This is a genomic window from Citrobacter sp. W9, assembly GCF_026719375.1.
Lineage (GTDB): Bacteria > Pseudomonadota > Gammaproteobacteria > Enterobacterales > Enterobacteriaceae > Citrobacter > Citrobacter werkmanii.
In genome coordinates this window covers 82,891-109,344 of sequence record NZ_JAPPTE010000012.1, presented here as the reverse complement: position 1 = coordinate 109,344, position 26,454 = coordinate 82,891, and the positions used below count along the sequence as shown (strand labels likewise).

Below are 26,454 nucleotides of genomic sequence, written 5' to 3'. Positions count from 1 at the left end.
ACGTCAATACGAATTGACGTCGCCTGGTGATGATAATGTAATGAGGAGAGAGAAAGAAACATAAGCATTATGATGACTAATAAATAAACTAATGCTTTCTTGGTGTTTTAGTGCCTATGTTTCTAAGATTATCATTTCAGGTGTTTATGCTCAGGCATCATTCGCAACAGGGTATTGTCCTTCTGTATGGCGTGGTGAAATAATGCCGCGCCAGCATGGGCTGCAATCAGGAAATACCCTACATTTGCCAAAGTTTCATGAATAGTTTTTACGACGGCCTTTATTTCACCGTTGCTATGAAAGAAAGCGGGAATGTTTAGCCCTAAAAAATACCAACTCTTTCCGCCGTAAGCCATCGTCAAGATACCTAATAACGGTAGAGCCAGAAAAGAGACATAGAGCATGATATGCATTAATTTGGCTGATATCCTCTGCCACTGGGGTGGCGTAGGTACGATCGCTGGATCGTCATACTTATGTTTGAGAATTAAACGTATTATCATTAAACACCAGACAAATACCCCTGCATTATAGTGTGTTTCTTTCATCAACAGATAGAGGGTACTGCCTTTGGGAAACCAACCGCGAAATTCCATTGCGGCATAGGTTATCGCGATTAACACCAGAGTTAACCAGTGCAAGCGAATCTGAAGTCTTGAGAATCTGTTCATTATTTTTCCTCGAATGATACGCCACCACAACCGTATCGTATTAAGCTTAACAAATCCTTATTTTCATTAAGAGATTAGGGTTTTGTTATGTCTGCTTCGGGTAACACGATCGGATAGTTGATTGGTGTTCACTGCGAGTTTGTCAGGATTCAATTTTTCGACGAGATTTTGTACGGGAAAACGTGTAGAGCATTGGCTGCTAATGGGTAAACGCCGAGGCTTTCAGTTCTGGCTTTGATTTCCTCAAAAGGGAGTGAAGGAGACGGTTCCCGTCCACCCCAAAGATTGATCCCTTCAGGAATGTCGTCTCTGCCGTATTCCTCGGCTATCTCAATCGTTTTGCCATTATTTAGTTCGATGACGACGCTTTTTCCATCGACAGGGATCAGATTTCCGCCATCGTCAGTAATAAAAATTTTCATTGGCTCACCTCCTCGTTATGCCTACATATGATAGCAAATTAAATGTGGTGCAATACTGGTATTGCACTGAAAATGTTCAATGATTATTTACTATTAATCAATACGTTATGATGTGATTTAAAAAATGTGAGTGGTTCCATGGCGATTTATGTTGCTGTCTACCATGCTCTGTAGAGACAAACTTGACCCAGTCAACGTTCGTTTTACGTGTTCATTTTTCGCCACAGGATATAAGAATGCGCAAAGCACTGTTACCGATATTTGCTGCGATATGTCTGTTCGTAATCGGCGTTTTTATTCTCAATATGCAGCTTTGGTATTCCTCATCGCAGGAAGCTTTGGGGGGCGCTCGATATGCTGCGAAAAATATGGACAACATACTTAATGAAGCTTTCCAGGCAACGGGCACAGCTAAGCGCATCGCTGAAAAGAAATGCGATCTGGAGAGCCAATATCAGCTCGGAACTGAAGCCGCGCTTCGGCCTCATCTACGAACGTTGATTATTATTCGGCAAGGGAAGGTTTGGTGCACCTCACTGCCTGGTAATCGGATCCTGCTGAAGCAAATACCCGTCATACCTGATACAAATTTGCTGCTGGCCCCTGCGCAATATACGGTGAATGAGATACCTGTTCTGCTTTACCAAACTCATTTTCAAACAAGTAGTATCATTATCACAATAAGTGGAGTGCATATCCGGGGCGCATTGAATGTCCCAATAAAAGGGCTGTCCTATTCGTTGCGGGTGGGCGACAAAGTACTTGGTTCATCGGCGGAAGTGAAAGTCATCAAGGCGAACGCGCGGCAGTCTGGTCAGGTGGATTCTGCAAAGTATCCCTTCAGCATTATTTTCGATCAGCCTCCATTATTTAGCTTAAAAAGGCTTGTCACTAATGGTCTGGGAATACTGATTTTCATCCTGCTGATCTCGGCAGCTGTAGCGTATGCTATCGATAAATATTTGAATAAGAACGATACCCCTGAAGAAACGTTGCGCCGAGCGATAGATAAAGGGGAGATAGTGCCTTTTTATCAACCAATCGTAAATGGTCGCGATGGAACGTTACGCGGTGTTGAGGTGCTGGCAAGATGGAAGCACCCACGGGCTGGATATATCTCTCCTGCCTCTTTTATTCCGGTTGCCGAAAAATCAGGTCTGATAGTACCGCTTACTCAAAACTTGATGAAGCAGGTCTCTGCGAATATGAACTCCATCGCCAGCAAATTACCATCCGGTTTCCATGTCGGAATTAACTTCAGCGCATCCCATATTACTTCCCCTGCGTTTGTGGAGGAGTGCCTGCGCTACAGAGGTAGTTTCAGTCGTGATGATCTAAATTTGGTGATCGAAGTGACTGAACGAGAACCATTGCATGTGGATGATGATCTTGTGCAGAGGCTTAATACGCTACATGAAAATGGTTTTGTCATTGCGTTAGATGATTTTGGTACAGGTTATTCTGGACTTTCTTACTTGCATGATCTGCACATTGATTATATCAAGATCGATCAGAGTTTTGTGGGACGGGTAAATGACCTTCCTGACTCAACCCGAATTTTAGATTGTGTACTCGATCTGGCGCGTAAGCTGTCTTTAAGCATTGTTGCAGAAGGAGTAGAAACGAAAGCGCAGCTTGATTATCTTAACAAAAACAACATTGTTTTTCTGCAAGGATACTACTTCTATAAACCGGTCACTTTTACTGAGTTTATCCTTATTCTGCTTTCAAAACCCAAAGTGAAGGTTTTTGTCGAATAAAACGGGAGAAATCTTGTTGATAAAGGTGAGAATGGGGGAGAATCGGCCGTAGAAATCCTGTGTTTTTCTTTATCGTGAGATAAATCTCAGATCGCGCTATTCAAAAAACATATCCTTAGTCATGTGGTGGTTATTTGCATTTTTACATACAGCAAACGGATAACAGCATGACTGATATAGCATTTACCAGGGCACGCGATTCAAATCGTGGAGTGAAGGTAGTACATAAGAAAATGGTGGATGTGCGCAGTAATACTAAGTACACAAACCGCGACCAACTAGCAATTGCCGCTGTTCTGTTTTTAGGCGGTATCGCCGGAGCTATTGTTTTGGCAATGTACTTAATGATGCAGGAGGGCGTTTTTCTGTACTGATTGTTTAATTTTTCTTATGTTTTATTAAGGCGTATATTGACTCGGTACTACCATCTCTCAGTAATGTTCAATATTATTAACCATCAATTAAGTTAAGCAGGTATTCCTGAAAATACCTGCTTAAAATATCATTTAGAACAATACACTCTGGCTTCACGAGGGGTATAGATGCCAATCGTGATGATGCGCAAGAAAACATCCATACCCGACTCCTGAACTTCAGTGCGAACAACCTTGTCTGCACCGCCGCAAACAGAAGCTGCATCGATGGTTTGTGACTGGCCAATACCATTAATAAAAAAATTCTGTCTGGTTTCCTGTGTGGGTTTTTCTGCAATACCGTTGTTGATTTTAAAGGTTTGCTGAGCGCAACCGGATAAAGCTGTTGCAGCAATAATCGCAATCATTAACTTTTTCATTTTTACCATTCTCAAGTGTTGGATAGTGAGAAAATGATCTTCTTTAATGTCGCTGGTACATATCCGACCAGCGTGTATGCATGACAGTATTGTGCTGGCTGTTTATCTATTATTTAGTTAGATAAATAATAGATAAGTTTTTTGTTTATGCTTTGTAGGTCATTGTTGATAACTTACGGTATCAACTCACATTTTATTAATATCAACATTAAGCACGCACAAAAATAGGGATGTGTTAATGTTGTTTAGACGGGAATATCGAATTCATATACGCGAGGATGATATCAGTTGCATATTGGAACAGGACTATCAGAGATAGTCCTGCCAATAAAACATTTTACAATTAGAACTGATAGTTTAACGAAACCCAGTAGTTACGACCCGGATTTACGTAGCCGGTAGTGGATTGTGCAGTCTGATAGTAGTCACCTGCGTAGGTGCTATTGCGACCAACCTGATACAGTTTAACTTCGCTGAAGTCTTTATCCAGTACGTTATTAACTGCCGTATTCAGCGTCAGGTCTTTGGTCAGCTTATAAGACATTCCCATATCGAGAACGGTCCAGGCTTTTAAATTCGCGCCTTTGTCGTCATACACCGCCTTTTGTACCGCGCTGAGGTTCTCATAATTTTCGGTAAAGCGTGGCGCCTTACCGCGATAACGGGCGCTCAACCAGGCGTTCATATCTTCTGTAGCCTGCCAGTTCAGGCGGGCGTTAGCCATATGTTTGGGGGTATAGCTCAACGGTGCGCCTTTATTATCACCATCTTTTTGCTTGCTCTGTGTGTAGGTATAGTTAAGAGATAAACTCAGTACGTCCGACCAGAGAGGGAAGGTGCTGGCGAATTCAATACCATCGGTCCTTGCCTTACCGCTATTGGTATAGCTGTTGGTATTATCATCGATAGAATACGAGACAATTTTATTTTTATATTCGGTATAGAAGCCGGTAACGTTGGCGTTCAGTCCGGCCTCGTTTTCATAATATAGCCCGGTTTCGTAGCTGATACTTTCTTCCGGCTTGAGGTCAGGGTTACCGACAGTATTAACGGTTCCTTGCGCAGTTACGCCGCTAATGCCGTTATGCAACTGGCTGAGTGAGGGCGCTTTATAACCTGTAGTAACACCGCCTTTGAGCGTCCACTCATCGGAGACATCCCAAACCATATAGGCGCGAGGACTCAGGTGGCCGCCAAAGACATCATTATGCTCATAACGGGTACCTGCGGTTAACGCCAATGAGTCGAGTATATGCCATTCATCTTCCGCATAGGCTGCCCACGTTTTTTGGTGGAACGTCTCGCCGGTATTGGCCAGTACGACACCGTCTTTCATTCGCGCATCCCAGTATTCTCCACCAAGAGTTAACAGGTGTGAGTCACCTAATGGCGTCAGTAGCACCGAGTCCAGAATGACGTTAGTGTTCTTGAGTTCTCGCGCATCACCGGCACGGCCCGCGTTTTCCGGCGTGAGCGCGGAGGAGACCAGTTGTCGGCCTTTGTTCTCGGTTTCATTCCAGCCGAGGGAAGATTTCCAGGTGCCGAACGTTAAAGCGGTATCGTGGCCGAGAGTCACTTTGTTGCGCTCATAGCGCAGCGTTTTATCATAACCTCCCGTCAGGTTGCCCAACTGTCCATCGTCATTGTCATAGCGCTGTCTGGCAGAGTCGAGATCTAACCACAACGTGTTGTTCTCATTGGTTTTCCAGTCCAGGCGCGTGCCGATATTATAGTTCTCAGATTCAGTTGGATAGGGTACGCGAGTAGAGGCGGTATCGCTCAAAGAGGTGACGCTTGAGCCCTGGCGCTGCGTTGTGCTCCCGCGAACCTGCATATCCAGCACGCCTGCGATTAACGGACCGCTGGACCAAAAGTTGGCCACCGTACTGTTACCCCATTTATTACTCTCTTGCAGTTTAACGCCGGTATTGATGGAGGTGCTCCATTTATCGGTACTTTTTTTGGTAATGATGTTCACCACGCCACCGATTGCGTCGGAGCCATACAGCGTCGACATTGGGCCGCGGATCACTTCGATATGATCGATTGCCGCCAGCGGGGGCATAAAGCTGGTATTCATGGCAGAGAAGCCGTTTGGCGTTACATCGCTGCTGCCGTTTTGACGAATACCGTCAATCAGTATCAGGGTATAGCTCGCAGGCATGCCACGGATGCTGATCTCCAGACCACCGGTTTTACCGGTGCTGCTTTCGACATCCACGCCCTCTACTGAACGCAGGGCTTCACCTAAATCATTATATTTATTGGTTTGTAACTCTTGCTGCGAAATCACGGAAACACTGGCTGCTGCATTGGTAATTTTCTTTTCGTAACCGGAGGCGGTGACTACCATGACATCTTCGGCAAAAACCAGGGGGCTGGTAAAACCCATACAGGACAGAACGACAGAGGCAATCGGTTTTAAACGCATAGTCAAACTTCCTTTGTTAAAATTCAAAGGCAGTAAGATAATTGATGAAAATGATAATACAAATAATTATCATTATAGATTTACATAACTTGTCATTTCTGGTGTTTTTCTTGAATAAATATACATAAATTGTCATTGATTTAGCGTAAGGGAATGGTGGTTAAGACAATAGTCTTAATGGTAATTATTAGAATTGAATTAATATGTTATTGAATGAATGGTTGAATTTTAAACAATTTCTGGGGTTCACATCGTACTCATAACGGAGTATCAGAAAAAAGTATGATAATTTTAGAAAATCGTCATACTTTTCTGCGCCGCATCATTTTTTTCGCCAATTCTCTTCGCCATAATCCCTTTCCCAGGAGACTGCTTAACGACAATGCATCGTTAAGCGGCATAAACATAACGCAAATCTGGATAAAATAATGATCAAAGGCAAGCTGGCACTCCTGACGTGTGCATTAACTCTCGCATTAACCTCACCACTCCTCGCCGCGCAGAATGCGGGCGCAGGTCAGACGTTAAAACTGGCGATTGGACCGGAGCCAACGGAAGGGTTTGACCCAATGTTGGGATGGAGTCATGGCAGCTATTTGCTTTTGCATGCGCCGTTATTAAAACAAAATGCAGATATGAGCTGGGGAAACCTGCTGACGGAGAAGGTGGTGACCAGTGCTGACGGCAAAACCTGGACGCTGACGTTAAAACCTGACCTTAAATTTTCTGATGGGTCGCCGCTAACCGCTGAAGATGTTGTGTTCACTTATAACAAAGCAGCAAAAAGTGGTGGAAAAATTGACATGGGGAACTTCGCTCATGCCAGTTTGAAAGATAACCGCACGGTCGAAGTGACGCTGAGCAGCCCGCAGAGCACCTTTGTGAATGTGCTGGGATCTTTAGGGATTGTTCCGGCAAAGTTTTATAACGAAAAAACATTCGCCAAACATCCGATTGGCGCAGGTCCTTATCGGTTGGTGAGTTTCCAGCCTGGGCAGCAGCTGATTGTGGAGGCTAATCCCTGGTATGCCGGTAAGAAAAATGATTTCAGTAAGCTGGTGTTTGTTTTCCTTGATGAAGATAACGCTTATGCCGCAGCACGCAGTGGGCAACTGGGATTAGTACGTATTGCGCCTTCGATGGCGGTTGCCCCTCAGCAGCAGAATTTGAAACTGTGGGTGCGTGACAGCGTGGAGAATCGGGGCATTGTGTTCCCGATGATTCCTGCAGGTAAAAAAGACGCCAATGGTTATCCGATTGGTAACGATATTACAGCCGATGTCGCGATCAGACGCGCCATCAATTACGCCATTGATCGTAAGCAGCTCGCCGATCAGGTTATGGAAGGTCATGCGATCCCCGCCTATAGCGCGGTTCAGGGCCTGCCATGGCAGGGGCAGTCAGTCGCGTTCAAAGATGGCGACAGCGAAAAAGCACGGACGATTCTGGAAGACGCCGGCTGGAAAGTGGGTAAAGACGGTGTACGAGTGAAAGAGGGCAAAGAGGCGCGCCTGACTTTATGGTATGCCAGCGGTGACAGTACGCGTCGGGATTTAGCCGAAGCCGTACGTGCGATGCTGGAGCCTGTGGGTATCCAGGTATCATTGCAATCCGGAAGCTGGGAAACCGTTGAGCGTCATATGCATGCCAACCCGACGCTGTTTGGCTGGGGAAGCCTGGATCCCATGGAGCTGTTCCATCATTACAGCAATCAGGCTGCGGGCGTGGAGTATTACAACCCCGGTTACTACAGTAATTCTGTCGTTGAAGAGCATCTCAAACAGGCTATTGATGCACCGGACTGGCAAAAAGCGCTGCCTTTCTGGCAACAGGTTGAGTGGGATGGCAAGCAAGGCGCTGGTGTACAGGGCGATGCCGCATGGGCATGGTTATTGAATATTCAGCACACTTACCTGGCAAATCCATGTATTGACTTAGGCAAAGGCGCACCGGAAATTCACGGGAGCTGGTCACTGCTCAATAATCTGGATGAATGGACCTGGACCTGCCGTTGATGAAGTCTGTAGTGGGCCATTTTTTCCGGCTGATGGTGTTATTAGTGCTGGTTGCGGCTGGCACTTTTGTGCTGCTCAGCTTTTCTCCGGTCGATCCGATTCGTGCTTATATTGGCAACGATCTCCTGCACGTGCCACCGGAACAATATGCACGTATCGCCGCACGCTGGGGATTGGATCAGCCGCTGTGGGAGCGTTTTGGTAACTGGTTTATACGGGTATTGCAGGGCGATCTCGGCTACTCGATGTTGTTTAATGCGCCGGTTGCCAGCGTGATCAAGGAGCGCTTTGCTACCTCGTTTGCGCTGCTTAGCGGCGCATGGCTGCTCTCCGGTATAGTGGGGACGGCAATGGGATTTGTCGCCGGACGCTACCTGAATCGCTGGCCGGATAAAGCAATTTGTCGCCTCAGCTATCTGCTTTCCTCGTTACCGACCTTCTGGATTGGCATGCTGCTGCTGGCGTTATTTGCCGTTCGTTGGCCGGTATTCCCGGTCTGCTGTGCGTGGGAGCCGGGCAACAACAGCGATATGGCGACACTAACCGAGCGTCTGCGCCATCTGGTGCTTCCCGTTTGCGCGCTAAGTTTACTGGGGCTGGGGCAGATTACACTTCATACGCGGGAAAGTATCGCCAGCGTAATGAGGAGTGAATTTGTCCGTTTTGCGCGCTCTCAGGGCGACAAAGGTTGGTCACTGTTACGCCATCAGGTTCTGCGCCACGCTATCACGCCCGCGCTGTGCCTGCAGTTCGCCTCGCTGGGAGAACTGTTGGGGGGCGCGCTGCTGGCAGAAAAGGTCTTTGCTTATCCCGGACTTGGGCAGGCGACCATTGATGCCGGCTTGCGGGGCGATCTACCGTTACTGATGGGGATCGTCTTGTTTAGCACCGTGCTGGTTTTTATTGGCAATTCACTTTCTACCTGGTTTGTTCACGTGTTGAACCGTGCTCTGGAGCGACCCGATGCTCTATAATCCGACGCCGACGCTTATTCGTCTGGTGCTCTCTTTTAGTTGTCTGCTATTCATTGCGGTTTATGGCGCGGCCACGCTGGATAACCCGTTGAATGTAAATCTGCTTGCCCGTCATCTGCCCCCTGATGCGCTGTACTGGTTTGGCACCGATAACCTCGGTCGCGATCTGTGGGTGCGTTGCTTTCAGGGGGCGTTAACCAGTCTGCAAATTGGTATCGGCGCAGCCTTGTGCAGCGGCTTCATTGCGTTAATGATGGCGGCGTTGTCGCGCCTGCATCCACGTCTGGACGTGCTTATGCGTCTGATAACTGATGCCATGCTGTCGATGCCGCATCTGCTGCTGCTTATTTTGATTTGTTTTACGCTGGGCGGTGGGAAAAGTGGGGTGATCATGGCAGTGGCGCTAACCCACTGGCCGCGCCTCGCACTGATTCTGCGTGCAGAGGCCGAACGTGTTGCCCATAGCGATTATCTGACGCTGACATGGCGTCTGGGACATGGTCATTTTTACTGCTGGCGACATCACTATTTACCGGCATTGTTACCCCAATGGCTCACGGGGACATTGCTGATGTTCCCCCATGCGGTGCTGCACAGCGCGGCGTTGAGTTTCCTCGGTTTTGGACTGGCGCCGCATGAACCGTCGCTGGGGCTGCTGCTGGCGGATGCGCTGAGGTTTATCAGTCATGGGGACTGGTGGTTAGTGCTGTTTCCGGGGCTGATGTTATTCAGCCTGGTGATGTTATTCGATCAGCTCGCGAGGGCGGTGCATCGTTTATGGTTGCGAGGTGACATATGTTGAGTTTAAGACAGGTCTCGCTGGACGTGGCGCGTTATCGTTGGTTCGGGGCGAGAAAATGGTCTCCGATGTTGCAGAATATCTCTTTCGACGTTGCGCCCGGTCAGATGGTGGCCTTAGTTGGGGGAAGTGGTGAAGGGAAAAGTCTGCTCCTGCAATGTCTGCTCGATCTGTTACCGGAAAATTTGCGTCTGCACGGCGCCATAACCCTTGATGGCAAAATGCTGAACAGTCATGACATCCGCGAATGTCGGGGCAATACCTTCAGCTATGTCCCGCAAGGCGTTCAGGCCCTGAACCCGCTGCTCTCAATTGAAAAGCATTTGCGCAGAGCAAGTCAGCTCTCCGGCCAAACCTGGAATGCCGGAAAAATAGAAAAATTGCTCCAGCGTAGTCAACTGGAAACCAGCGTATTAGATGCCTTCCCACGTCAGCTTTCAGGCGGTATGGCGAAACGTGTTCTGGCCTGTCACGCGTCGCTGAGTCAGGCCCGCTATATTCTGGCTGACGAAATTACCGCCTGGCTTGATGCGCCATTGGCTAATCAACTGCTTGAGCAGTTGCGTGGTTTATGTGAGCAAGGGGCTGGTGTTTTATGGGTGACGCACGATCTCACGCTGGCGGCCCAGCATGCGGATCGCATCGTCGCGCTGTATCAGGGAAGCGTGTCGGATAACGTTAGTCGTGAACAGCTGTTGCGCGGGGAAATTAGCGAGCATCTGCAACGTCAATGGCGGGCTCTGCCTGAGAGAAATCAATTGTTTGGAGTGCGCGATGCTGTGCTGTCGTGATGTCGTGATTCGCCAGGGAGGGAAGGTGCTGTGGCAAAACCTTTCTTTCTCATTGCACCCCGGTGAACGTATTGGGATTTGTGCGCCCAGCGGAACCGGCAAAACGACGTTGGGGCGCGTGCTGGCGGGCTGGCAAAAGCCGACCTCGGGCGACATTCTTATCGATGACCAGCCGCTACCGATGCATCAATATTGTCCGGTGCAACTGGTACCGCAGCATCCGGAATTAACTTTTAACCCACGGCGTAGCACCGGCGATGCGGTTCATGACGCCTGGCGGCCCGACGCGGAAATCCTTACCCGTCTGCATATCAAGCCGGAGTGGCTAACCCGTCGCCCCGGACAGCTTTCTGGTGGTGAACTGGCGCGAATCGCCATACTTCGCGCGCTGGACCCGCGGACCCGTTTTCTTATTGCCGATGAGATTACCGCCCAGCTCGATCCTTCCATTCAAAGAGATATCTGGGGGCTGCTGCTCGAAGAGTGCCAGCGTCGATCGTTAGGCATGCTGATTATCAGCCATCAGCAGGCGCTGCTTGATCAGATTTGCACGCGAGCGCTACTCACGCCGTGATTTTCCCCGTTCCGGTAAGTTACGATGTTGATTAAATAGTTATGTTATATTATAACATTTCACTCGCAAACGATTTGAGGGTGAAATTTTGGCTATTCATTTTAAAAAACTGGCAATCGCTCTGGGGATGATTTTGGTCAGTGGTCAGGTTTTGGCTCACGGTCACCATTCACATGGTGTTCCGATGAGTGAAACAGAACAAAAGGCGTCAGAAGGCGTGTTTGATGATGATCAGGTACAGAACAGAGCGCTGACTGACTGGGATGGCATGTGGCAATCTGTCTATCCGTATCTGGTCAGTGGCGAACTTGATCCGGTATTCAAAAAGAAAGCGGAGAAAGATAAAAGCAAAACGGCAGAACAGATTAAAGATTATTACCGTCAAGGCTATGCAACTAACGTAGACACCATCGGCATTGAAAATGGTGTGATGGAATTTCATACCGGTAATCAGGTTACATCATGCAAATACGATTATGCCGGATATAAAATCTTGCACTATAAATCAGGCAAGAAAGGTGTACGTTATTTGTTTGAGTGTAAAGCTGCTGATAGCAAAGCGCCTAAATACGTCCAGTTCAGCGATCATATCATTGCTCCGCGCAAGTCAAGCCACTTCCATATTTTTATGGGAAATACCTCGCAGGCAGCCTTGCTCGAAGAAATGGAGAACTGGCCTACCTACTATCCTTATCAGTTGAAAGGCGAAGAAGTGGTGGATGAGATGCTGCACCATTAATCCGGCCTAAGTTAACGGTACATACCCGCGCTGGTGGCGGGTATTTTAATTAACAACCTTCTCTTTCCATCCCCTTGCGCATTCGTTAGCATATTGTCTTGCAGCAAGTGCATGTGTTTTTTCAGGAAGAGGTTAACGTGTTTGCAGAGTATGGAGTTCTGAATTACTGGACATATCTGGTGGGGGCTATTTTTATCGTGCTGGTTCCCGGGCCAAATACGATATTTGTGTTGAAGAATAGCGTTGGTCGGGGAGTGAAGGGCGGTTATCTCGCCGCAAGCGGTGTGTTTATCGGTGATGCTGTGTTGATGTTTTTGGCCTATGCCGGTGTTGCCGCCTTGATCAAAACTACGCCTGTTTTATTTAATATCGTTCGTTATCTCGGCGCTTTTTATCTGCTGTATCTCGGTGCGAAGATCCTGTACGCCACACTGAAATCAAAGGCAAGCGACGCCGCGGCTGAGGAAGTCCCGTTTGGCGCCATTTTTAAGCGCGCCTTAATTCTGAGCCTGACTAATCCGAAAGCAATTCTGTTTTATGTTTCGTTCTTCGTGCAGTTCATTGATGTCAATGCGCCGCACTCAGGGCTGTCATTCTTTATTCTGGCTATAACGCTTGAGATAGTGAGCTTTTTCTACCTGAGTTTCCTTATTTTTTCCGGCGCGTTTGTGACCCAGTACATTCGTACCAAGAAGAAGTTGGCTAAGGTGGGTAACTCCCTTATCGGTCTGATTTTCGTAGGTTTTGCTGCCCGTCTGGCGACGCTTCAGTCGTAATCATTGGCCCGCTGAATATGGCGGGCTTCAATATTAAGCTTTTCTTCCCCACACATATCAGCTAATGGTTATAACCAATAAATGGTATTTTAAATGTATATTTTGAGGCGTACTCTGTACACAGCAGCGGTTCAATAAGACTCGCTGGTTGTCGACTGGAAAAGGGAAGAAAAATGCTTCAAATTCCACAGAATCATATCCATACACGCTCAACTCCGTTCTGGAACAAACAAACTGCACCTGCCGGAATTTTCGAACGCCACCTTGATAAAGGCACCCGTGCCGGGGTTTATCCTCGACTGTCAGTTATGCAGGGGGCGGTCAAATATCTCGGCTACGCAGATGAACACAGCCCAGAGCCAGTAGAGGTGATGGTTATTGAAGCCGGTCAGTTTGGCGTTTTCCCGCCGGAAAAATGGCATAACATCGAAGTGATGACCGACGACACTTACTTTAATATCGATTTTTTCGTTGCCCCGGAAGTACTGATGGAGAGTGCAAATCAACGAAAAGTCGTGCGCACTGGCAAGGAGTAAATCATGGGCAAAGCAACCTATACCGTCACAGTAACCAATAACAGCAACGGTGTGTCTGTTGATTACGAGACCGAAGCGCCGATGACATTATTGGTTCCGGATGTCGCGGCAGAAGTGGTCAAAGACCTGGTCAATACCGTCCGTTCATACGATACCGAAAATGAGCATGAAGTCTGCGGATGGTAGTGCTTTCACTTCTGATACCGTTTGAACTGATTGATTCTTAACTTGAAAACCGCACTGCATTTTGATAACGCAGGGCGGTTTTTTATTTGCGCCGGATAGATCGCAGTCCGGAAAAAGATTTCTTAAGAATACCTTAAGAAATTCGCATCGTTTGCTAATAGTTGATCATTCATAGGGGTTATGATCGTGAAATAGTAACAATACAGAACTTCGCGCTTATGAAATTGAATACCCGACTTACATTATCCGCATTCATTCTTGGACTGGTCCTCGTCGCGATCCCGTTCACCGCAAACTGGCATCTTCCTCTGCTCAATGGCGCGGTTGTCACATGGATTGAAAATGGCCAGGCGCTATGGTTATTGTTTGGTGCTGTATTTACTTTCTGCTACATCCGGCCTTTATCGCGTCCTGCAGGCGAGAAGCAATTTTGGCTTTGGGCGGCGGTATGGTGGCTGGTATTACTGGGCCGAAGCACCAGTTGGGGCCGTGATTACTTCCCGGAGCATCCTAAACTGCTGTTCAGAGCTATCTCAGTCGTGTTAATTGCGATGATTATTCTGCCGGTCCTGCTGTCGAAGCACCTACGCCAGGATATTGCCCGGCGCTTGCGTAATGAACCGCTACCGCTGTGGCTACTGGCGATCACCGTCTGCGCATTTTTGATTTCCGATACAGTGGAGCATCATCGCCTGCTGGCGCCTGTCTTTTTGCATAACGCCAGCTACGGCGATTTGATTGAAGAATTGTACGAACTGCCGTTTATGGTGGGATTGTTTCTGATGAACCTCGGTTTTATGCAGCGGGATAAACAGCATGAGTCTGCCGCTATTTGCTTCAGTGAACCGCATCTGGCGAAGTAGTTGGAAAAGGCCTGAGTCTGGAAGGCCAGACTCAGGCGGTCAGGGCGATAATTTACGCAATGGCCTCACACAAGCGTGATTTCATTTCGCTGTACGTTTGTGCGGCATACTTCTCCGCCCATCCCTGATCGGTAATGTGCTCAATTTTGACAGCACAATATTTGGTTTCCGGCGTTTTCGAGATCGGATCAAGGTTATCCTGTGTTAACTCATTACACGCGCCAATCCACCATTGATAGGTCATATACACTGTGCCGGCATTAATACGCTCGGAGACATCCGCACGGCTGATGACCTTGCCTCGGCGCGAGCTTACCCACACCAGGTCACGATGACGGATACCCAGTTTTTCTGCATCATCGGTGTTGATTTGAACATACCCTGGCTCATCAGCCAGCGCCTGTAATGCCGCGCAGTTGCCGGTCATGGAGCGGCAGGAGTAGTGTCCGACCTCGCGCACAGTACACAATACCAGCGGATAGTTCTCATCAGGGACTTCAGCAGGAGCGCGCCACGGAGCGGCAAACAGTTTGCCTTTGCCATTCGCGGTATCAAACTGGCTGTGTGCGTAAAGATACGGTGTGCCCGGGTGATCGAGATCCGGACAAGGCCACTGAACATGGCCCATCTCACCCATTTTCTCATAGGTCACGCCATAGAATAGCGGACACAGTTCGCGCATCTCATCCCAGATTTGCTGATTATTTTGATACTGCATCGGATAGCCCATTTCGCTGGCCAACAGACTGATAATTTCCCAGTCACGTTTAACATCCCCGTGGGGTTCAATCGCTTTCTCAAAACGCTGGAAACCACGATCGGCGCAGGTAAAGACACCACCGTGTTCGCCCCATGATGTTGCAGGCAACAGGACGTCGGCCATCTCTGCCGTTTTGGTCATGAAGATATCCTGCACGACGATAAAATCGAGCGCGTTAAATCCTTCCCGGACCAGCCCCAAATCAGCCTCGGTTTGCAGCGGATCTTCGCCCATGATGTAGTAGGCTTTTATTTTGCCCTCAATCGCCAGATGCGGAACTTCGGTGATGCGCGTTCCGACCTTGTCATCCATCTGATTAACGTCAATCCCCCAGGCGGTGGCGAATTTCTCCCTGACGGTAAAATCGGTCACGTCCTGATACCCCGGAAACTGGTTAGGCAGTACGCCCATATCACATGCGCCCTGCACGTTATTTTGCCCGCGTACCGGGCCAACACCGACGTTTGGACGTCCCAGATTCCCGGTCAGTAAGGCCAGGCTCGACAGTCCACGCACCACATCAACGGCCTGGCCAAACTGCGTGACGCCCATCCCCCACATCACGGTTGCCGATGGCGCCGCGGCAAATGTACGCATCGCCTGACGAACCTGTTGTGCAGGGACGCCGGTTAAATGTTCTACGGCTTCAGGGGCATAGTCCTTAACGGTTTCCCAGTATGTTTCCAGACCTTCGGCATGTTTATGCACGTACTCGCGATCGTAAAGCTGCTCTTCAATAAGCACATGGCCAAAAGCGTTGACCAGCGCCATGTTGCAGCCATTTTTTAACTGCAAATGCTGATCGGCGATACGGGCGGTTTCAATACGGCGAGGGTCGCAAACAATGATTTTCGCGCCGTTCTGACGAGCTTTAATCACCCGACGGGCCACTATGGGGTGTGAGTCCGCGCAGTTATAACCAAAGATGAGCAGGCATTTTGAGTTTTCAATGTCGCTGATGGAGTTGCTCATTGCGCCATTGCCCAGCGTTTCCTGGAGACCCGCAACGGAAGGGCCGTGACAGACGCGGGCACAGCAGTCGACATTGTTGGTGTTGAGCACCCCACGGGAGAATTTTTGCATCACGTAGTTGGTCTCATTGCCTGTTCCCCGGGAGGAACCTGTCGTCATGATGGCGCGAGGACCATAGGTATTTTTGATTTCAGATAAGCGTTTAGCGGTGTAACGAATGGCCTCATCCCAGCTAACGGGAGTGAATTTTCCACCTTTTTCATAACGGATCATCGGGCGAGTCAGACGGGGAGTCAGAAGGCGGGTGTCGTTCAGAAAGTCCCAACCATAATAGCCTTTCAGGCATAGCTGATTTTGGTTCGTTACACCCTCAGCGGCTTCGGCGCGGATGATTTTGTTATTTTCAACAACAAGCTTGAGCTTGCACCCGGCCCCACAGTATGGGCATACACTGGTGATTTTTTTCATCAATAACAGACCTGTTAAATGCTGAAATAGCGCGAATTGTAGACGAAGCCACGTGAATAGATATCACGGGCTACGATGTGTCGTAGTGACGGGTTGTTAAAGCATAAAGCATGCCAAAGATGAAAAACCAGCATTGGCAGGGGTTGCTGCCCAGAGAGCAGAGAGGAATGACTGTCGATTCGTCACTATTGACGAGAAGCGTCATAAATATCACCGTTTTGTCGTTGGTCTAACTCTATGAAACATCAGAAAAAGATGAAAATTACAGGTGATGCCGATCACAAATTATAATTTTTCAGCGCTATGCTATGCTTTTATACAACGAGTCAATCGTTAACTTAAAAACATAAGTGAGGAAAATAATGGGCATTATTTCATGGGTGATTTTCGGTCTTATCGCGGGGATTTTGGCAAAATGGATTATGCCGGGTAAAGATGGCGGCGGATTCTTTATGACCATTATCCTGGGGGTTGTTGGTGCGGTGGTTGGCGGCTGGATCAGTACCTTCTTTGGCTTTGGCAAAGTTGATGGTTTCAACTTCGGCAGTTTCGTCGTAGCGGTTATCGGCGCGATCGTGGTGCTGTTTATCTACAGAAAGATCAAAAGCTAACTCAATATACAGAGATGAAAGGCCACTGATATGTGGCCTTTTTATTAGTTACCACCAGCCCAGTTCCGTTCCCAGAACCACGATGATAGCCACGCCAATCATAATGAGCGTTGTTTTTTTCATCGTTATGCACCCGGCGCAGCGTAGCCGCCAACAAAAAACCAGGATAAGAAAACGACAGCGGAAATGAAAATAATGACGGGGAAAATAATACCGAGTCGCATAGGATTATCTGCCAGAGTTATTTAAAGACGAGCCAGCATAGCAGGGCTTAATGTACGACAAAAGTGGTTTTATCCTGTCGCTTTTTATCTTTGTACATTGCGCTGTCTGCCATATGGAGCGCACAGTTTACATCGGTCTCATGCGGATCAATTTCCACCACGCCCAGGCTGGCGCCAGGATAAAACAGATGGACGCTTCCCAAGTGATAGTCGCCGCAAATGCGCTGTTGCAGCTGATTTTTCACCTTTTGCAGGCGCTCACACCGATCGCTTTCATCTTCCGGCGACAGGCTAACGACTAAAAATTCGTCACCGCCCAGTCGACCAAGGATATCATTGTCGCTGCATTCGTGGAGCAGGCGCTGTCCGATCTGGATCAGGAACTGGTCGCCAACTTCATGACCAAAGCGGTCATTAATCAGTTTGAAATCATCCAAATCAATATAGGCAACGACGACCTTCTGCCGGAGATGTCGGGCAAGCGAAAATAGGGTTTCAACATTTTCAAAAATCGAGCGCCGGTTCGGTAATCCGGTCAGCGCATCGGTGTAGGAATGCGCAATCAGCGCGGCGTTGGCTTCGCGTAACTGAGCGACCAGCGACTCTTTTTGAATAGACTGGGCGATCAGGCCGGCAAACAGATTCAGCACCTGTTCACCTCGCTCGCTCAATGCCTGCTGACGGCGACTGGTGGCGCAGAGCGTACCGTAAAACGTTCCGTCCGGAAGATGAACAGGCGTGCTGAGAAACGTAGTGATTTCCAGCGCGCGGGCTGCGCTGCATTCCGGCCAGCGTGCGGGCACGTTGTCGCTATACAGACAGTTATCTTCGATGGCGCGTTTGCATAGCGTCTCATCCCACGGGACGGACAGCCCTTCCGGGATCTGCATTTGTTTGCTATTGCGCGCGTACAAAATATGCTGCAGGCGAGCATCTAAATCGACCTTGGTTAAATAGGTTGATTCCATCTCTGTCACCACCTCCAGCATCTCCAGAAGTTGCCGAACCAGACTCTCAACAGACTGCTCCGTGGCTAAGGATTGTGAGACTCTGGCGAGGATCATGTCCGACATGAGGTGTAAATACTCCTGAATAATGACAAGGCTGGCGTTGCCCGCATGATAGAACATCAAGGTGAAAGATGAAACACGTGCTCCCGGTTAAAATGTAAACATAAAATTGAAGCCCGGTGGTAAAACATGGAGATATATGAGGAGTCGGGGTAATCTTGCCGGATAACGTTCTTAGCAGGAGTTGATATGAAACTGGCGTCTGTTATTTTGCCCGGCATGCTGGTACTGGCAGGGTGTAGTACCCCACAACCGGAAGCGCCAATGCCGCCGAAAATTGGTATGGCGAATCCGGCATCGGTGTATTGCGAACAAAAGGGCGGCTCGCTGATTGCGGTGCAGACTCCGCAAGGGGTAAGGTCTGACTGCAAACTCCCCGGAGGGGAAGTGATAGATGAATGGGAACTCTGGCGTAGAGATCATCCGGCAGCGGGGAAGTGATCCGCTGTTAGCATTGACGTAGCCATTCAGCCAGCACCAGCGCGTGGTTTTGCTGAGTATTCTTCGCCGCATACAGTAGCGTTAAGGTTTGCTGCCGGGCAATTTCTGCGAGGCGCTTCCCTTCCTGCTGCTGTTGGGCTAGTTCGCTACGGTACTGCTGGGAGAAGTGAGAAAAATCAATCAGCTCTGCGTGGAATGCTTTACGTAAATCTGATGACGGCGTCAGCGCTTTATTCCATTCATTGAAAGCAAGGTCGGTCTTTTTTATCCCCCGTGGCCACAACCGATCGACCAGAACGCGATAACCATCGCTTGTTTCTGCCGGGTCATACACGCGTTTACACTGAATATTCATCTTTTCATCCGCTCCATTAAGCCGCCGCTTTGGTATTTAGCATCATTTTTATGACGGTTAAATAAGATCCTAAAACGTGACCATTATAGCATTTTGCCAGCCTGGACTCCCAATTTAAGGGATTGTGATACCGATGAAAAGTCGGTAGGCTGAGGCTCCTTATGTTGTCCCTTATTGTCTGGACATAAGGAAACCTTAATGGACATTTCCCCGATAAAAGATACGCTTCGCATTGCGCTGGTGGGCGATTACAACCCCGATATTGTGGCGCACCAGGCGATTCCCCTTGCCATTGATGATGCTGCTGCCGTGCTGGAGTTAGTGGCTGATTATGACTGGCTAACCACTTCTGATATCAATAGCCGTGAAGACCTGATTGGCTATGATGCCATCTGGGTCGTGCCAGGCAGCCCCTATCGACACCCGGAAGGGGCGCTGATTGCGATACGCTACGCACGCGAGAACAGCATTCCATTTTTAGGCACCTGTGGTGGTTTCCAACACGCCATACTGGAGTATGCCCGAAACGTGCTGGGCTGGAGTGATGCCGCGCATGCTGAAACGGATACCGCTGGGCGAATGGTAATCGCGCCGTTGACCTGCTCGTTGGTTGAAAAAACGGATGATATTGAGCTCCGGGCCAATACGCTGATTGCGAAAGCCTATGGACGCGATGCTATCACGGAGGGGTATCACTGCAACTATGGTGTGTCGGACGCTTTTGCCACCGAGCTTGAGAGCGGCGATCTCCGGGTGACCGGTTGGGATGACGCCGGGGATATTCGCGCCATTGAACTGGTAACGCATCCTTTCTTTGTTGGCACACTCTTTCAACATGAGCGTGGCGCGCTGGCGGGAAAACCCGTGCCGTTAGTCCAGGCGATGCTCCGCGCTGCGCGGGGATAAAATGCCGGGCAGGAGGTTAGCTAACCTGCCCGCTACATTATGCGTTCGCGATCTCCCGATCGCGCCCAGCGCACAGACCAAACACGGCCATCAGCATCGCTAACACGGCGACACCCGCTAATGGAATCAGCCAGCTACCGTTGAGGTCGTGAATTTTACCCATCAAGGGCGGCCCGCAGGCGGCCAGTAAATAGCCGACAGACTGCGCCATTCCGGACAACGCCGCGGCCTGATGTGCGGAACTTGCGCGCAGGCCAATGAAGGTCAAGCCGAGGATCATGGTCGCACCTGAGCCAAAGCCAAACAGAATGGTCCACAGTAAAGCCTGGTCGGGCATTATGGCGAATCCCGCCGCGCCAACGGCGCACATTACTGAAACCAGGGCGGCGATGGCACGCTGATCCTTAAATCTGTTCAGGACGAGAGGAATCAATAACCCTGGCGCGGCGGTCGCCAGTTGCAGTAAACCGTGCAACGAACCGGCCTGCGCCTCGCTGTAGCCGTGGCTGATTAAAATGGCGGGCAACCAGCCGATGATCACGTAATAGATAAGCGAGTTGATTCCCAGAAACAGGGTCACCTGCCAGGCGAGGCTGGAGCGCCAGATAGCACGGGAATGTAATGCGCGTGAGTTACTCAAGCTGGCATTGCCCGTCTGACGACATTGGGGTAACCAGATAACCAGCGCCAGCAGCGGAAAAACCATCAGTACCATCAGTGCGCCGCGCCAGCCAAATCCATTTAACGCCAGCGGAACAACCATGGCTGAACCCAGCGCTGCCGCTGCGCCCATGGTCAGCGAGTAAGCGCCAGTAAGTTTTGCCACATGCTGGGCATAATCACGCTTAATCAGCCCTGGCAACAGGACATTTCCCAGGGCTATTCCGCACCCGATGATAGCGGTTCCGCTAAACAGCAATCCCGGTGAGGGCAGCGAGCGTATCGTAATACCTGCGCAAATCAGCAGCATAGCGGCAAACAGGCTGCGTTCGATGCCCCAGCGGCGCGCAACGGCTGCGGCCAGAGGGGATACCAGCGCGAAGGCCAGCAGCGGAAGGGTGGTCAACAGTCCCGTTTGGGCGGTACTCAGACCGTAGTCGGCACGAATTGCATCTAACAGCGGGGCGGCGCCGGTAAAGGTAACGCGCAGCGTGGTGGCAATCATCAGGATACCCGCGATCAGCAAAGCAGCGTTTTTACCGCGGGAGGAAGGCGTATTTATCATTTTTTTCTCATCTTGTCAGGCGAGGCGATACCTTAGCGTTTTTACGCCATGAGTGAATCAAGCTAAAATGACAGTTTATCGCTAAAATCGGACATTCTTATGTTGGGACTAAGATTGGATGGGTATGAACCTGACCTTCACCATGATGCCGCGGTGGCGTTCTGCATTCAGGCCCGGGAAGATGAACTCTTTAGTCCGCTGCATCAGCATCGTAAGGGGCAGTTGATTCTGGCTTTGCATGGCGCGATTACCTGCGAGGTCGAAAATGCCATGTGGATGGTACCTCCCCAATATGCGGTGTGGATCCCTGGTGAAATTCCGCACAGTAACCATGTAACCGTAGGCGCACAATTGTGTTTCTTGTTTATTGAACCTCATGCCGTCGTGATGCCTGAGCGTTGTTGTACGCTAAAGATATCTCCCTTGTGCCGGGAGCTCATTCTCTCGCTGGCGTCGAAAACGGACGACCAACGACTGGAACCGTCAACTCAGCGACTGACGCAGGTGTTGTTTGATGAACTCCCGCAGCAGCCGCAGGAGCAACTGCAGTTACCGGTTTCCGATCATCCGAAAATCCGCAGAATGGTCGCGACAATGGCGCGAGAGCCTGCCCAATGGCAGACGCTGGGGCAGTGGGCCGACGTATTTGCGATGAGTGAGCGCAACCTTGCCCGGCTGGTCGTCAAGGAAACGGGATTGAGCTTTCGCCGCTGGCGTCATCAGCTGCAGTTGATTCTGGCGCTGCAGGCGCTGATCGATGGTCATAATGTGCAGCAGGTCGCGCAAATGCTCGGTTATGATTCAACCACCGCATTTATCACGATGTTCAAAAAAGGCCTGGGGCAGACCCCTGGCCGTTATCTGAGCTGACTTGCTACTGCTTCCCAACAATCAACGAGACCAGACCTGCCGCAATAAGCGGCCCCACCGGTACGCCGCGAAACAGCGCCACGCCCAGCACCGTACCGACCAGTAAACCGGCCACAAGCTGGGGCTGGCTGCCCATCAGCGTGACGCCGCGCCCGCCAAGCCAGGAGACAACCACGCCGACGGCAATTGCGACCAGTGATTTCCAGTTTACAAAGGAGTGAATGAGCGTGGAGGGCGGTAGCGTTCCGCTGGCGATCGGTGCCATTACGCCGATAGTCAGAATAATGATCCCGATGGTCAGTCCCTGTTTTTCAATCCACGGAAAGAACGTATTCAGAGGGGTTACACGGACGATGATCAGCACCAGAATTGAAACAGCGACAGTGGTGTTGTGGCTGACAAAGCCCAGAGCTGCCAGTCCGAGGAGGATCAGCAGAGTGACATCAAACATCGTAGTTTCCTTGCCAAAAGAAAAAATAAGCCTGCTTACTGTACGCGTAAATGCGTGACGGAACAGGCTTTATTTAATAATTATGATTTTTTTGAGCTAATGCACGATGCGGCGTTATTTACTGCTAACTCGGCTGTTATTGAACGCGGCGGAACGAAATTAATTCCGGTTGTGCAATTCGCAGGTAATCAGCAGTATCCATGATCACGGATTTTTCCAGCATTCCGGCATTGAACGCAATTTCAGTAAAACGTTCAAACAACAGCGGATCGGCGACCAGTTTGAGATTCGGATGGAAACTAAATGGTGGGATGGCGCCAAATACGCAACCCGTCAGTTCATCGACTTCCGCCGGGCTGGCGAGCGACGCTCTCAACCCGCCGATATGGCCGGCCAACAGGCTCAGGTCGGCCTGCTGGTCGGCAGAGAGAATCGCCAGAACATGCTGATTAACGCCGTTACCCTTCACTTTACAGACCAGCGCTTTTGCGCCCTGGCCCAGTGCAGTACCTCGAATTTCAGAGACCGCTTCACATTTGCCGACGGCTTCATGGCTAACCACGCGATACGTCGCGCCTTGTTCTGATAATAACGAAATTAAACGCTGATGCGTTGCGTTACCTTTGTTCACTTCCGTCATGACTTGCTCCTGGTACAACAATGAAAATCCTGGCTGAAAAATGATTACGCATCGGTGCGCTTTTTCTGTTTGTTCAGATAGAGTTGGGCATCCGATGCTTTGTAAGCATCATCAATGGTGTCATTTGGCTGCATATTATAAATCCCGGCAGAGAAGCTGATTGATATATCTTGCGCAATAATTTGTAAGTTGTAGCGAATCCGTTCCAGCACGCGGTGCGTTAATTCACTGGGATGATCGATGAGGATAATGCAAAATTCATCCCCGCCGAGTCGGATGGCATAGTCGCTTTTGCGAATCGAGGTTTGAATGGCTTTAGCCAGAAGGGTGATAATGCGATCGCCTTCCTTATGCCCCAATGTGTCATTAATGACTTTTAGCTTATCGCAATCAATGGCGATAAAGGTCACGAGGGTTCCCGTGTTGACCAACTGCTGCAAACGCTGTTCGAGCATCGGCGTCAAAATTTTACGGTTATAGAGTCCGGTCATCGCATCGCTGATATTTTCCCGCGTGACGTTGTGATACAACCGAAAATGAGTTCTGACCATATTCAGCAGCAATATCGTTGCCAGAAGATAAAAGGCAAATATTTTCCATGATGAGACGATAAAGTACATAAAATCAAGAGATAACGTGACGCGTATGCCGCCAGGGATGTCCTTTTCGTAGTGAACGTAGCGGAATAAATGGGTCTCACTTTGGTGAACAATAATCTCTTTTCCTGAGCTGATATCCGAGAGCGTCACGTTAAGAAAACGCCAGACGAGAGGGCGATCGCTGGTATAAAAGATATTTTTTAAATTTTCTTTGTTAATATCCACCATCACCACGCCTTTTAGCTTACCGGCATAGTAGACCGGCGTTAAAAAGCTCATCACCTTTTTCTCGGTCAGGTTATCCTTATAAATACTGGAGATCACCGTCCGACCAGTGAAAATACCGTCAATATCATTCTGATCGATTCCCAGCGAGCCTTTTTGCAAAAATGTCCAGTTGTGTATCGCAAATTTCCGTGAGTCGATCAGGTCATAGAAATAGACGTAGTTATTTTTCAGATCGACGTAGTAGCGAAATTTATACTCCAGCGTCCCTAATCCCTGCCCATAATCCTTTTGCAGGCGATTGACGTTCACCGCCCGGTCAAAAGAGGGTAACAGGAATACGTCTTCAAGTTGCCCGCTACATTTCGTAGAGGTGGTCTGCAACGTACCGTGTAATGGCAGATAATTATGCGCTGTGAGATTGAGCCCATGTGTACCGTTAACGCTATCGAAAGCATCGCAGAACGCTTTTTGTTGTTCGACAGATGCGGGGCCCTTAGGGGATGAAAATGTGCGCATCAGATGGGCTGCAATACTCTGATTGGTGTACTTATCATAGAGAAAGGAGGAGTCGGCTTTCTCATTGATATAGCGCATATAGGCATTCATTGCCTTATCGCTGGCAATGAGTTCATAAACTAAAAAAGAAGATGTCAAAACAACAACGCTGACTGAGATAAAGAGCCTGAGCGCTTTATGATGCAACTTCATAATGAATTACAGCCCATAGGTTAGAGATGCGATTTTACCACATGCTCCACATTCGCTCTAACGAAGCGGCGGGATAAACCATTGCAAAATGTCACGATCATGATACAGGGTAATGTAATCAGCCGAAGCCTGAGCCTCGGCCGAAAGTGGTTACTTAATTATTGCTGGTGGTACTTTGCTTATGAAACAGTTCGCGGAATACCGGATAAATATCATCCTGATCGCGGATATGCTGCATCGCAAAATTTTCAAAGGTTGATTGTAGATGTTCATATTCACGCCATAAGGTCTGGTGCGCGCGGCGGGTAATTTCGATATAGCTGTAATATCGCACTACCGGCAACAGTTTTTTCGCCAGAATCTCATGACACAACGGTGAATCATCCGCCCAGTTATCACCATCCGACGCCTGCGCGGCATAGATATTCCACTGAGCAGGGTCGTAGCGGTCTTTCACCACTTCATCCATTAACTTCAGCGCGCTGGAGACAATAGTTCCCCCGGTTTCCTGAGAGTAGAAGAACTCATGCTCATCTACCTCTTTCGCCTGGGTGTGGTGGCGAATATAAACCACTTCCACATTCTTATAGGTGCGGCTTAAGAACAGATACAGCAGAATATAAAAACGCTTTGCCATATCTTTGGTCGACTGATCCATCGAACCGGAGACGTCCATCAGACAGAACATCACCGCCTGGCTGGAAGGATCGGGCCGTTTTTCATAATTCTTGTAGCGTAAGTCAAAGGTGTCGATAAACGGCACGCGTTCGATTTTTGCCCGTAGTTCGGCAATTTCTTTGCGTAACCGTTCTTCTTCCAGCAACTGAGCCGGTTCACTTTTCGCGATGGTCTCAAGATCCGCTTCGAGCGCATGCAGTTCGCGACGCTTACCTGCCGTCATTGCCGTGCGACGCGCCAGTGAATTTTGCAGGGAGCGCACCACGCTGATGTTGGCCGGCACACCGTTAGAGGTAAAACCAGCCCGGTGCGTTTTGTACTCCGTTAGCTGACGCTGCTGATTCTGTTTAAGGTTTGGCAGAGCTAAATCTTCGAACAGCAGATCGAGATATTCATCTTTAGAAATCTGGAAGACGAATTCATCCTGACCCTCGCCATCCTGACTCGCCTGGCCTTGTCCGCTTCCCGAACCGCCGCCTCCGCCCTGTGGACGTTCAATACGGTCATTCTGCACAAAATGGTCATTACCCGGATGCACACGATGGCGCAAGCCACCGCGCCCCTGATGGAACATCGGTTCGCTAATATCTTCAGTCGGAATAGAGACAGATTCGCCGCTATCCACATCAGTCACCGAACGCTTGTTAATGGCCTCGGAGATCGACTGTTTAATTTGCGATTTATAACGGCGTAAGAAGCGCTGGCGGTTTACCGTGCTCTTGTTTTTGCCGTTAAGACGCCGGTCAATAAACCAGGTCATAAGCCCCCCGTACTGCATTTGCCAACTTACGCTTCATCCTTCAAGTTGTCTCCGCGTTGGCTGCATTCGCTCACCCAGCCACGTACTTATGTACGCTCCTGGGAATTCACTCATTTGCCGCCTTGATACCTCTTGAATGATTTCGCGTACAGAAGAAA

29 protein-coding genes and 1 pseudogene are annotated in these 26,454 nt (G+C 49.3%); 16 read left to right on the top strand and 14 right to left on the bottom strand.

Annotation, left to right across the window (positions count from 1 at the left end):
- Positions 1-131: 131 nt before the first annotated feature.
- On the bottom strand, positions 132-671 hold the full coding sequence (locus OOJ59_RS17320) for a cytochrome b (RefSeq protein ID WP_087857715.1): 540 nt from the start codon (positions 669-671) through the stop codon (positions 132-134).
- A 149-nt stretch (positions 672-820) separates the two neighbouring features.
- Positions 821-1,093, bottom strand: a complete 273-nt coding sequence (locus OOJ59_RS17315) for a hypothetical protein (protein ID WP_085049536.1) — start codon at positions 1,091-1,093, stop codon at positions 821-823.
- 236 nt (positions 1,094-1,329) lie between these two features.
- Between OOJ59_RS17315 and OOJ59_RS17310 the strand changes: the two genes are divergently transcribed.
- Both OOJ59_RS17310 and OOJ59_RS17305 read left to right on the top strand, forming a co-directional pair.
- Positions 1,330-2,853 carry an EAL domain-containing protein gene (locus OOJ59_RS17310; protein WP_160956446.1) on the top strand — a complete coding sequence of 508 codons (1,524 nt, stop codon included), beginning with the start codon at positions 1,330-1,332 and terminating at the stop codon, positions 2,851-2,853.
- A gap of 167 nt (positions 2,854-3,020) precedes the next feature.
- Complete coding sequence (locus OOJ59_RS17305) at positions 3,021-3,227, top strand: hypothetical protein (protein ID WP_137347165.1); 207 nt, start codon at positions 3,021-3,023, stop codon at positions 3,225-3,227.
- Between the two features lie 128 nt (positions 3,228-3,355).
- Here the strand turns inward: OOJ59_RS17305 and OOJ59_RS17300 are convergent, their stop codons facing one another.
- Both OOJ59_RS17300 and OOJ59_RS17295 read right to left on the bottom strand, forming a co-directional pair.
- Positions 3,356-3,646 carry a Bor family protein gene (locus tag OOJ59_RS17300; protein ID WP_038643122.1) on the bottom strand — a complete coding sequence of 97 codons (291 nt, stop codon included), beginning with the start codon at positions 3,644-3,646 and terminating at the stop codon, positions 3,356-3,358.
- A 343-nt stretch (positions 3,647-3,989) separates the two neighbouring features.
- Positions 3,990-6,077 carry a TonB-dependent receptor gene (locus OOJ59_RS17295; RefSeq protein ID WP_160956314.1) on the bottom strand — a complete coding sequence of 696 codons (2,088 nt, stop codon included), beginning with the start codon at positions 6,075-6,077 and terminating at the stop codon, positions 3,990-3,992.
- Positions 6,078-6,505: 428 nt separating this feature from the next.
- Here OOJ59_RS17295 and OOJ59_RS17290 point away from each other — a divergent pair, with 428 nt between their 5' ends.
- The 10 genes from OOJ59_RS17290 (at position 6,506) to OOJ59_RS17245 (ending at position 14,330) form a co-directional block, all read left to right on the top strand.
- Complete coding sequence (locus tag OOJ59_RS17290) at positions 6,506-8,092, top strand: ABC transporter substrate-binding protein (RefSeq protein ID WP_160956401.1); 1,587 nt, start codon at positions 6,506-6,508, stop codon at positions 8,090-8,092.
- A complete protein-coding gene (locus OOJ59_RS17285) occupies positions 8,092-9,066 on the top strand; it encodes an ABC transporter permease (RefSeq protein WP_160956405.1) in 975 nt (324 codons plus the stop codon). Before OOJ59_RS17290 ends, OOJ59_RS17285 begins: the two co-directional genes overlap by 1 nt.
- Entirely contained in the window at positions 9,056-9,868 is an 813-nt protein-coding gene (locus OOJ59_RS17280) for an ABC transporter permease (RefSeq protein ID WP_069324310.1), read from the top strand. Before OOJ59_RS17285 ends, OOJ59_RS17280 begins: the two co-directional genes overlap by 11 nt.
- The gene (locus OOJ59_RS17275) at positions 9,862-10,656 is read left to right on the top strand and encodes an ATP-binding cassette domain-containing protein (RefSeq protein ID WP_087857710.1); all 795 of its coding nucleotides are present in this window, start codon (positions 9,862-9,864) and stop codon (positions 10,654-10,656) included. Before OOJ59_RS17280 ends, OOJ59_RS17275 begins: the two co-directional genes overlap by 7 nt.
- Complete coding sequence (locus OOJ59_RS17270; RefSeq protein ID WP_038639993.1) at positions 10,640-11,230, top strand: ATP-binding cassette domain-containing protein; 591 nt, start codon at positions 10,640-10,642, stop codon at positions 11,228-11,230. The genes OOJ59_RS17275 and OOJ59_RS17270 overlap by 17 nt, the downstream gene beginning before the upstream one ends.
- Before the next feature lie 88 nt (positions 11,231-11,318).
- The gene (zinT, locus tag OOJ59_RS17265) at positions 11,319-11,969 is read left to right on the top strand and encodes a metal-binding protein ZinT (RefSeq protein ID WP_069324307.1); all 651 of its coding nucleotides are present in this window, start codon (positions 11,319-11,321) and stop codon (positions 11,967-11,969) included.
- 137 nt (positions 11,970-12,106) lie between these two features.
- A complete protein-coding gene (gene leuE, locus OOJ59_RS17260) occupies positions 12,107-12,745 on the top strand; it encodes a leucine efflux protein LeuE (RefSeq protein WP_032940118.1) in 639 nt (212 codons plus the stop codon).
- 173 nt (positions 12,746-12,918) lie between these two features.
- On the top strand, positions 12,919-13,281 hold the full coding sequence (gene yeaR / locus OOJ59_RS17255; RefSeq protein ID WP_038640001.1) for a DUF1971 domain-containing protein YeaR: 363 nt from the start codon (positions 12,919-12,921) through the stop codon (positions 13,279-13,281).
- 3 nt (positions 13,282-13,284) lie between these two features.
- Complete coding sequence (locus tag OOJ59_RS17250; protein WP_003832433.1) at positions 13,285-13,467, top strand: DUF1869 domain-containing protein; 183 nt, start codon at positions 13,285-13,287, stop codon at positions 13,465-13,467.
- 218 nt (positions 13,468-13,685) lie between these two features.
- Entirely contained in the window at positions 13,686-14,330 is a 645-nt protein-coding gene (locus OOJ59_RS17245; RefSeq protein ID WP_085049529.1) for a hypothetical protein, read from the top strand.
- 52 nt (positions 14,331-14,382) lie between these two features.
- On the opposite strand, the gene fdhF is transcribed toward OOJ59_RS17245, so the two are convergent.
- Positions 14,383-16,530, bottom strand: coding sequence for a formate dehydrogenase subunit alpha (gene fdhF / locus OOJ59_RS17240; protein WP_160956402.1), 2,148 nt, complete (start codon positions 16,528-16,530; stop codon positions 14,383-14,385).
- 362 nt (positions 16,531-16,892) lie between these two features.
- Here fdhF and OOJ59_RS17235 point away from each other — a divergent pair, with 362 nt between their 5' ends.
- Positions 16,893-17,141, top strand: a complete 249-nt coding sequence (locus tag OOJ59_RS17235; protein ID WP_005120370.1) for a GlsB/YeaQ/YmgE family stress response membrane protein — start codon at positions 16,893-16,895, stop codon at positions 17,139-17,141.
- A gap of 48 nt (positions 17,142-17,189) precedes the next feature.
- Here OOJ59_RS17235 and yoaJ read toward each other — a convergent pair whose 3' ends face one another.
- From yoaJ to OOJ59_RS17220, 3 genes are read right to left on the bottom strand one after another with little or no spacing between them, the layout of a single operon-like run.
- Positions 17,190-17,264 (bottom strand): protein YoaJ, encoded by a 75-nt coding sequence (yoaJ, locus tag OOJ59_RS17230; RefSeq protein WP_099530266.1) that lies wholly within the window; start codon positions 17,262-17,264, stop codon positions 17,190-17,192.
- A gap of 2 nt (positions 17,265-17,266) precedes the next feature.
- Positions 17,267-17,365, bottom strand: a complete 99-nt coding sequence (locus tag OOJ59_RS17225) for a YoaK family small membrane protein (RefSeq protein WP_038640017.1) — start codon at positions 17,363-17,365, stop codon at positions 17,267-17,269.
- A 47-nt stretch (positions 17,366-17,412) separates the two neighbouring features.
- Positions 17,413-18,438: a sensor domain-containing diguanylate cyclase gene (locus tag OOJ59_RS17220; RefSeq protein WP_087857708.1), complete on the bottom strand. Its 1,026-nt coding sequence runs from the start codon at positions 18,436-18,438 to the stop codon at positions 17,413-17,415.
- Between the two features lie 186 nt (positions 18,439-18,624).
- Between OOJ59_RS17220 and OOJ59_RS17215 the strand changes: the two genes are divergently transcribed.
- A complete protein-coding gene (locus OOJ59_RS17215; RefSeq protein ID WP_087857707.1) occupies positions 18,625-18,876 on the top strand; it encodes a putative hemolysin in 252 nt (83 codons plus the stop codon).
- 7 nt (positions 18,877-18,883) lie between these two features.
- Here OOJ59_RS17215 and OOJ59_RS17210 read toward each other — a convergent pair whose 3' ends face one another.
- Positions 18,884-19,231 carry a DUF488 domain-containing protein gene (locus OOJ59_RS17210; RefSeq protein WP_038640022.1) on the bottom strand — a complete coding sequence of 116 codons (348 nt, stop codon included), beginning with the start codon at positions 19,229-19,231 and terminating at the stop codon, positions 18,884-18,886.
- 198 nt (positions 19,232-19,429) lie between these two features.
- Here OOJ59_RS17210 and OOJ59_RS17205 point away from each other — a divergent pair, with 198 nt between their 5' ends.
- Positions 19,430-20,137, top strand: coding sequence for a CTP synthase C-terminal region-related (seleno)protein (locus OOJ59_RS17205; protein ID WP_085049526.1), 708 nt, complete (start codon positions 19,430-19,432; stop codon positions 20,135-20,137).
- Between the two features lie 37 nt (positions 20,138-20,174).
- Here the strand turns inward: OOJ59_RS17205 and OOJ59_RS17200 are convergent, their stop codons facing one another.
- Positions 20,175-21,362 carry a CynX/NimT family MFS transporter gene (locus OOJ59_RS17200; protein ID WP_087857704.1) on the bottom strand — a complete coding sequence of 396 codons (1,188 nt, stop codon included), beginning with the start codon at positions 21,360-21,362 and terminating at the stop codon, positions 20,175-20,177.
- Between the two features lie 99 nt (positions 21,363-21,461).
- Between OOJ59_RS17200 and OOJ59_RS17195 the strand changes: the two are divergent.
- Positions 21,462-22,254 (top strand): annotated as a pseudogene (locus tag OOJ59_RS17195) (AraC family transcriptional regulator); the annotation flags it as partial.
- On the opposite strand, the gene OOJ59_RS17190 reads toward OOJ59_RS17195, so the two are convergent.
- From OOJ59_RS17190 to OOJ59_RS17175, 4 genes are all read right to left on the bottom strand, one after another.
- Positions 22,237-22,683, bottom strand: a complete 447-nt coding sequence (locus OOJ59_RS17190; protein ID WP_085049524.1) for a DUF441 domain-containing protein — start codon at positions 22,681-22,683, stop codon at positions 22,237-22,239. The pseudogene OOJ59_RS17195 and the gene OOJ59_RS17190 overlap by 18 nt on opposite strands.
- A 136-nt stretch (positions 22,684-22,819) precedes the next feature.
- Entirely contained in the window at positions 22,820-23,323 is a 504-nt protein-coding gene (locus OOJ59_RS17185) for a YbaK/prolyl-tRNA synthetase associated domain-containing protein (protein WP_038640035.1), read from the bottom strand.
- A 44-nt stretch (positions 23,324-23,367) separates the two neighbouring features.
- Positions 23,368-24,858 (bottom strand): diguanylate cyclase DgcJ, encoded by a 1,491-nt coding sequence (gene dgcJ / locus OOJ59_RS17180; protein WP_160956403.1) that lies wholly within the window; start codon positions 24,856-24,858, stop codon positions 23,368-23,370.
- Positions 24,859-25,012: 154 nt separating this feature from the next.
- Complete coding sequence (locus OOJ59_RS17175) at positions 25,013-26,296, bottom strand: YeaH/YhbH family protein (protein ID WP_160956404.1); 1,284 nt, start codon at positions 26,294-26,296, stop codon at positions 25,013-25,015.
- Positions 26,297-26,454 lie beyond the last annotated feature (158 nt).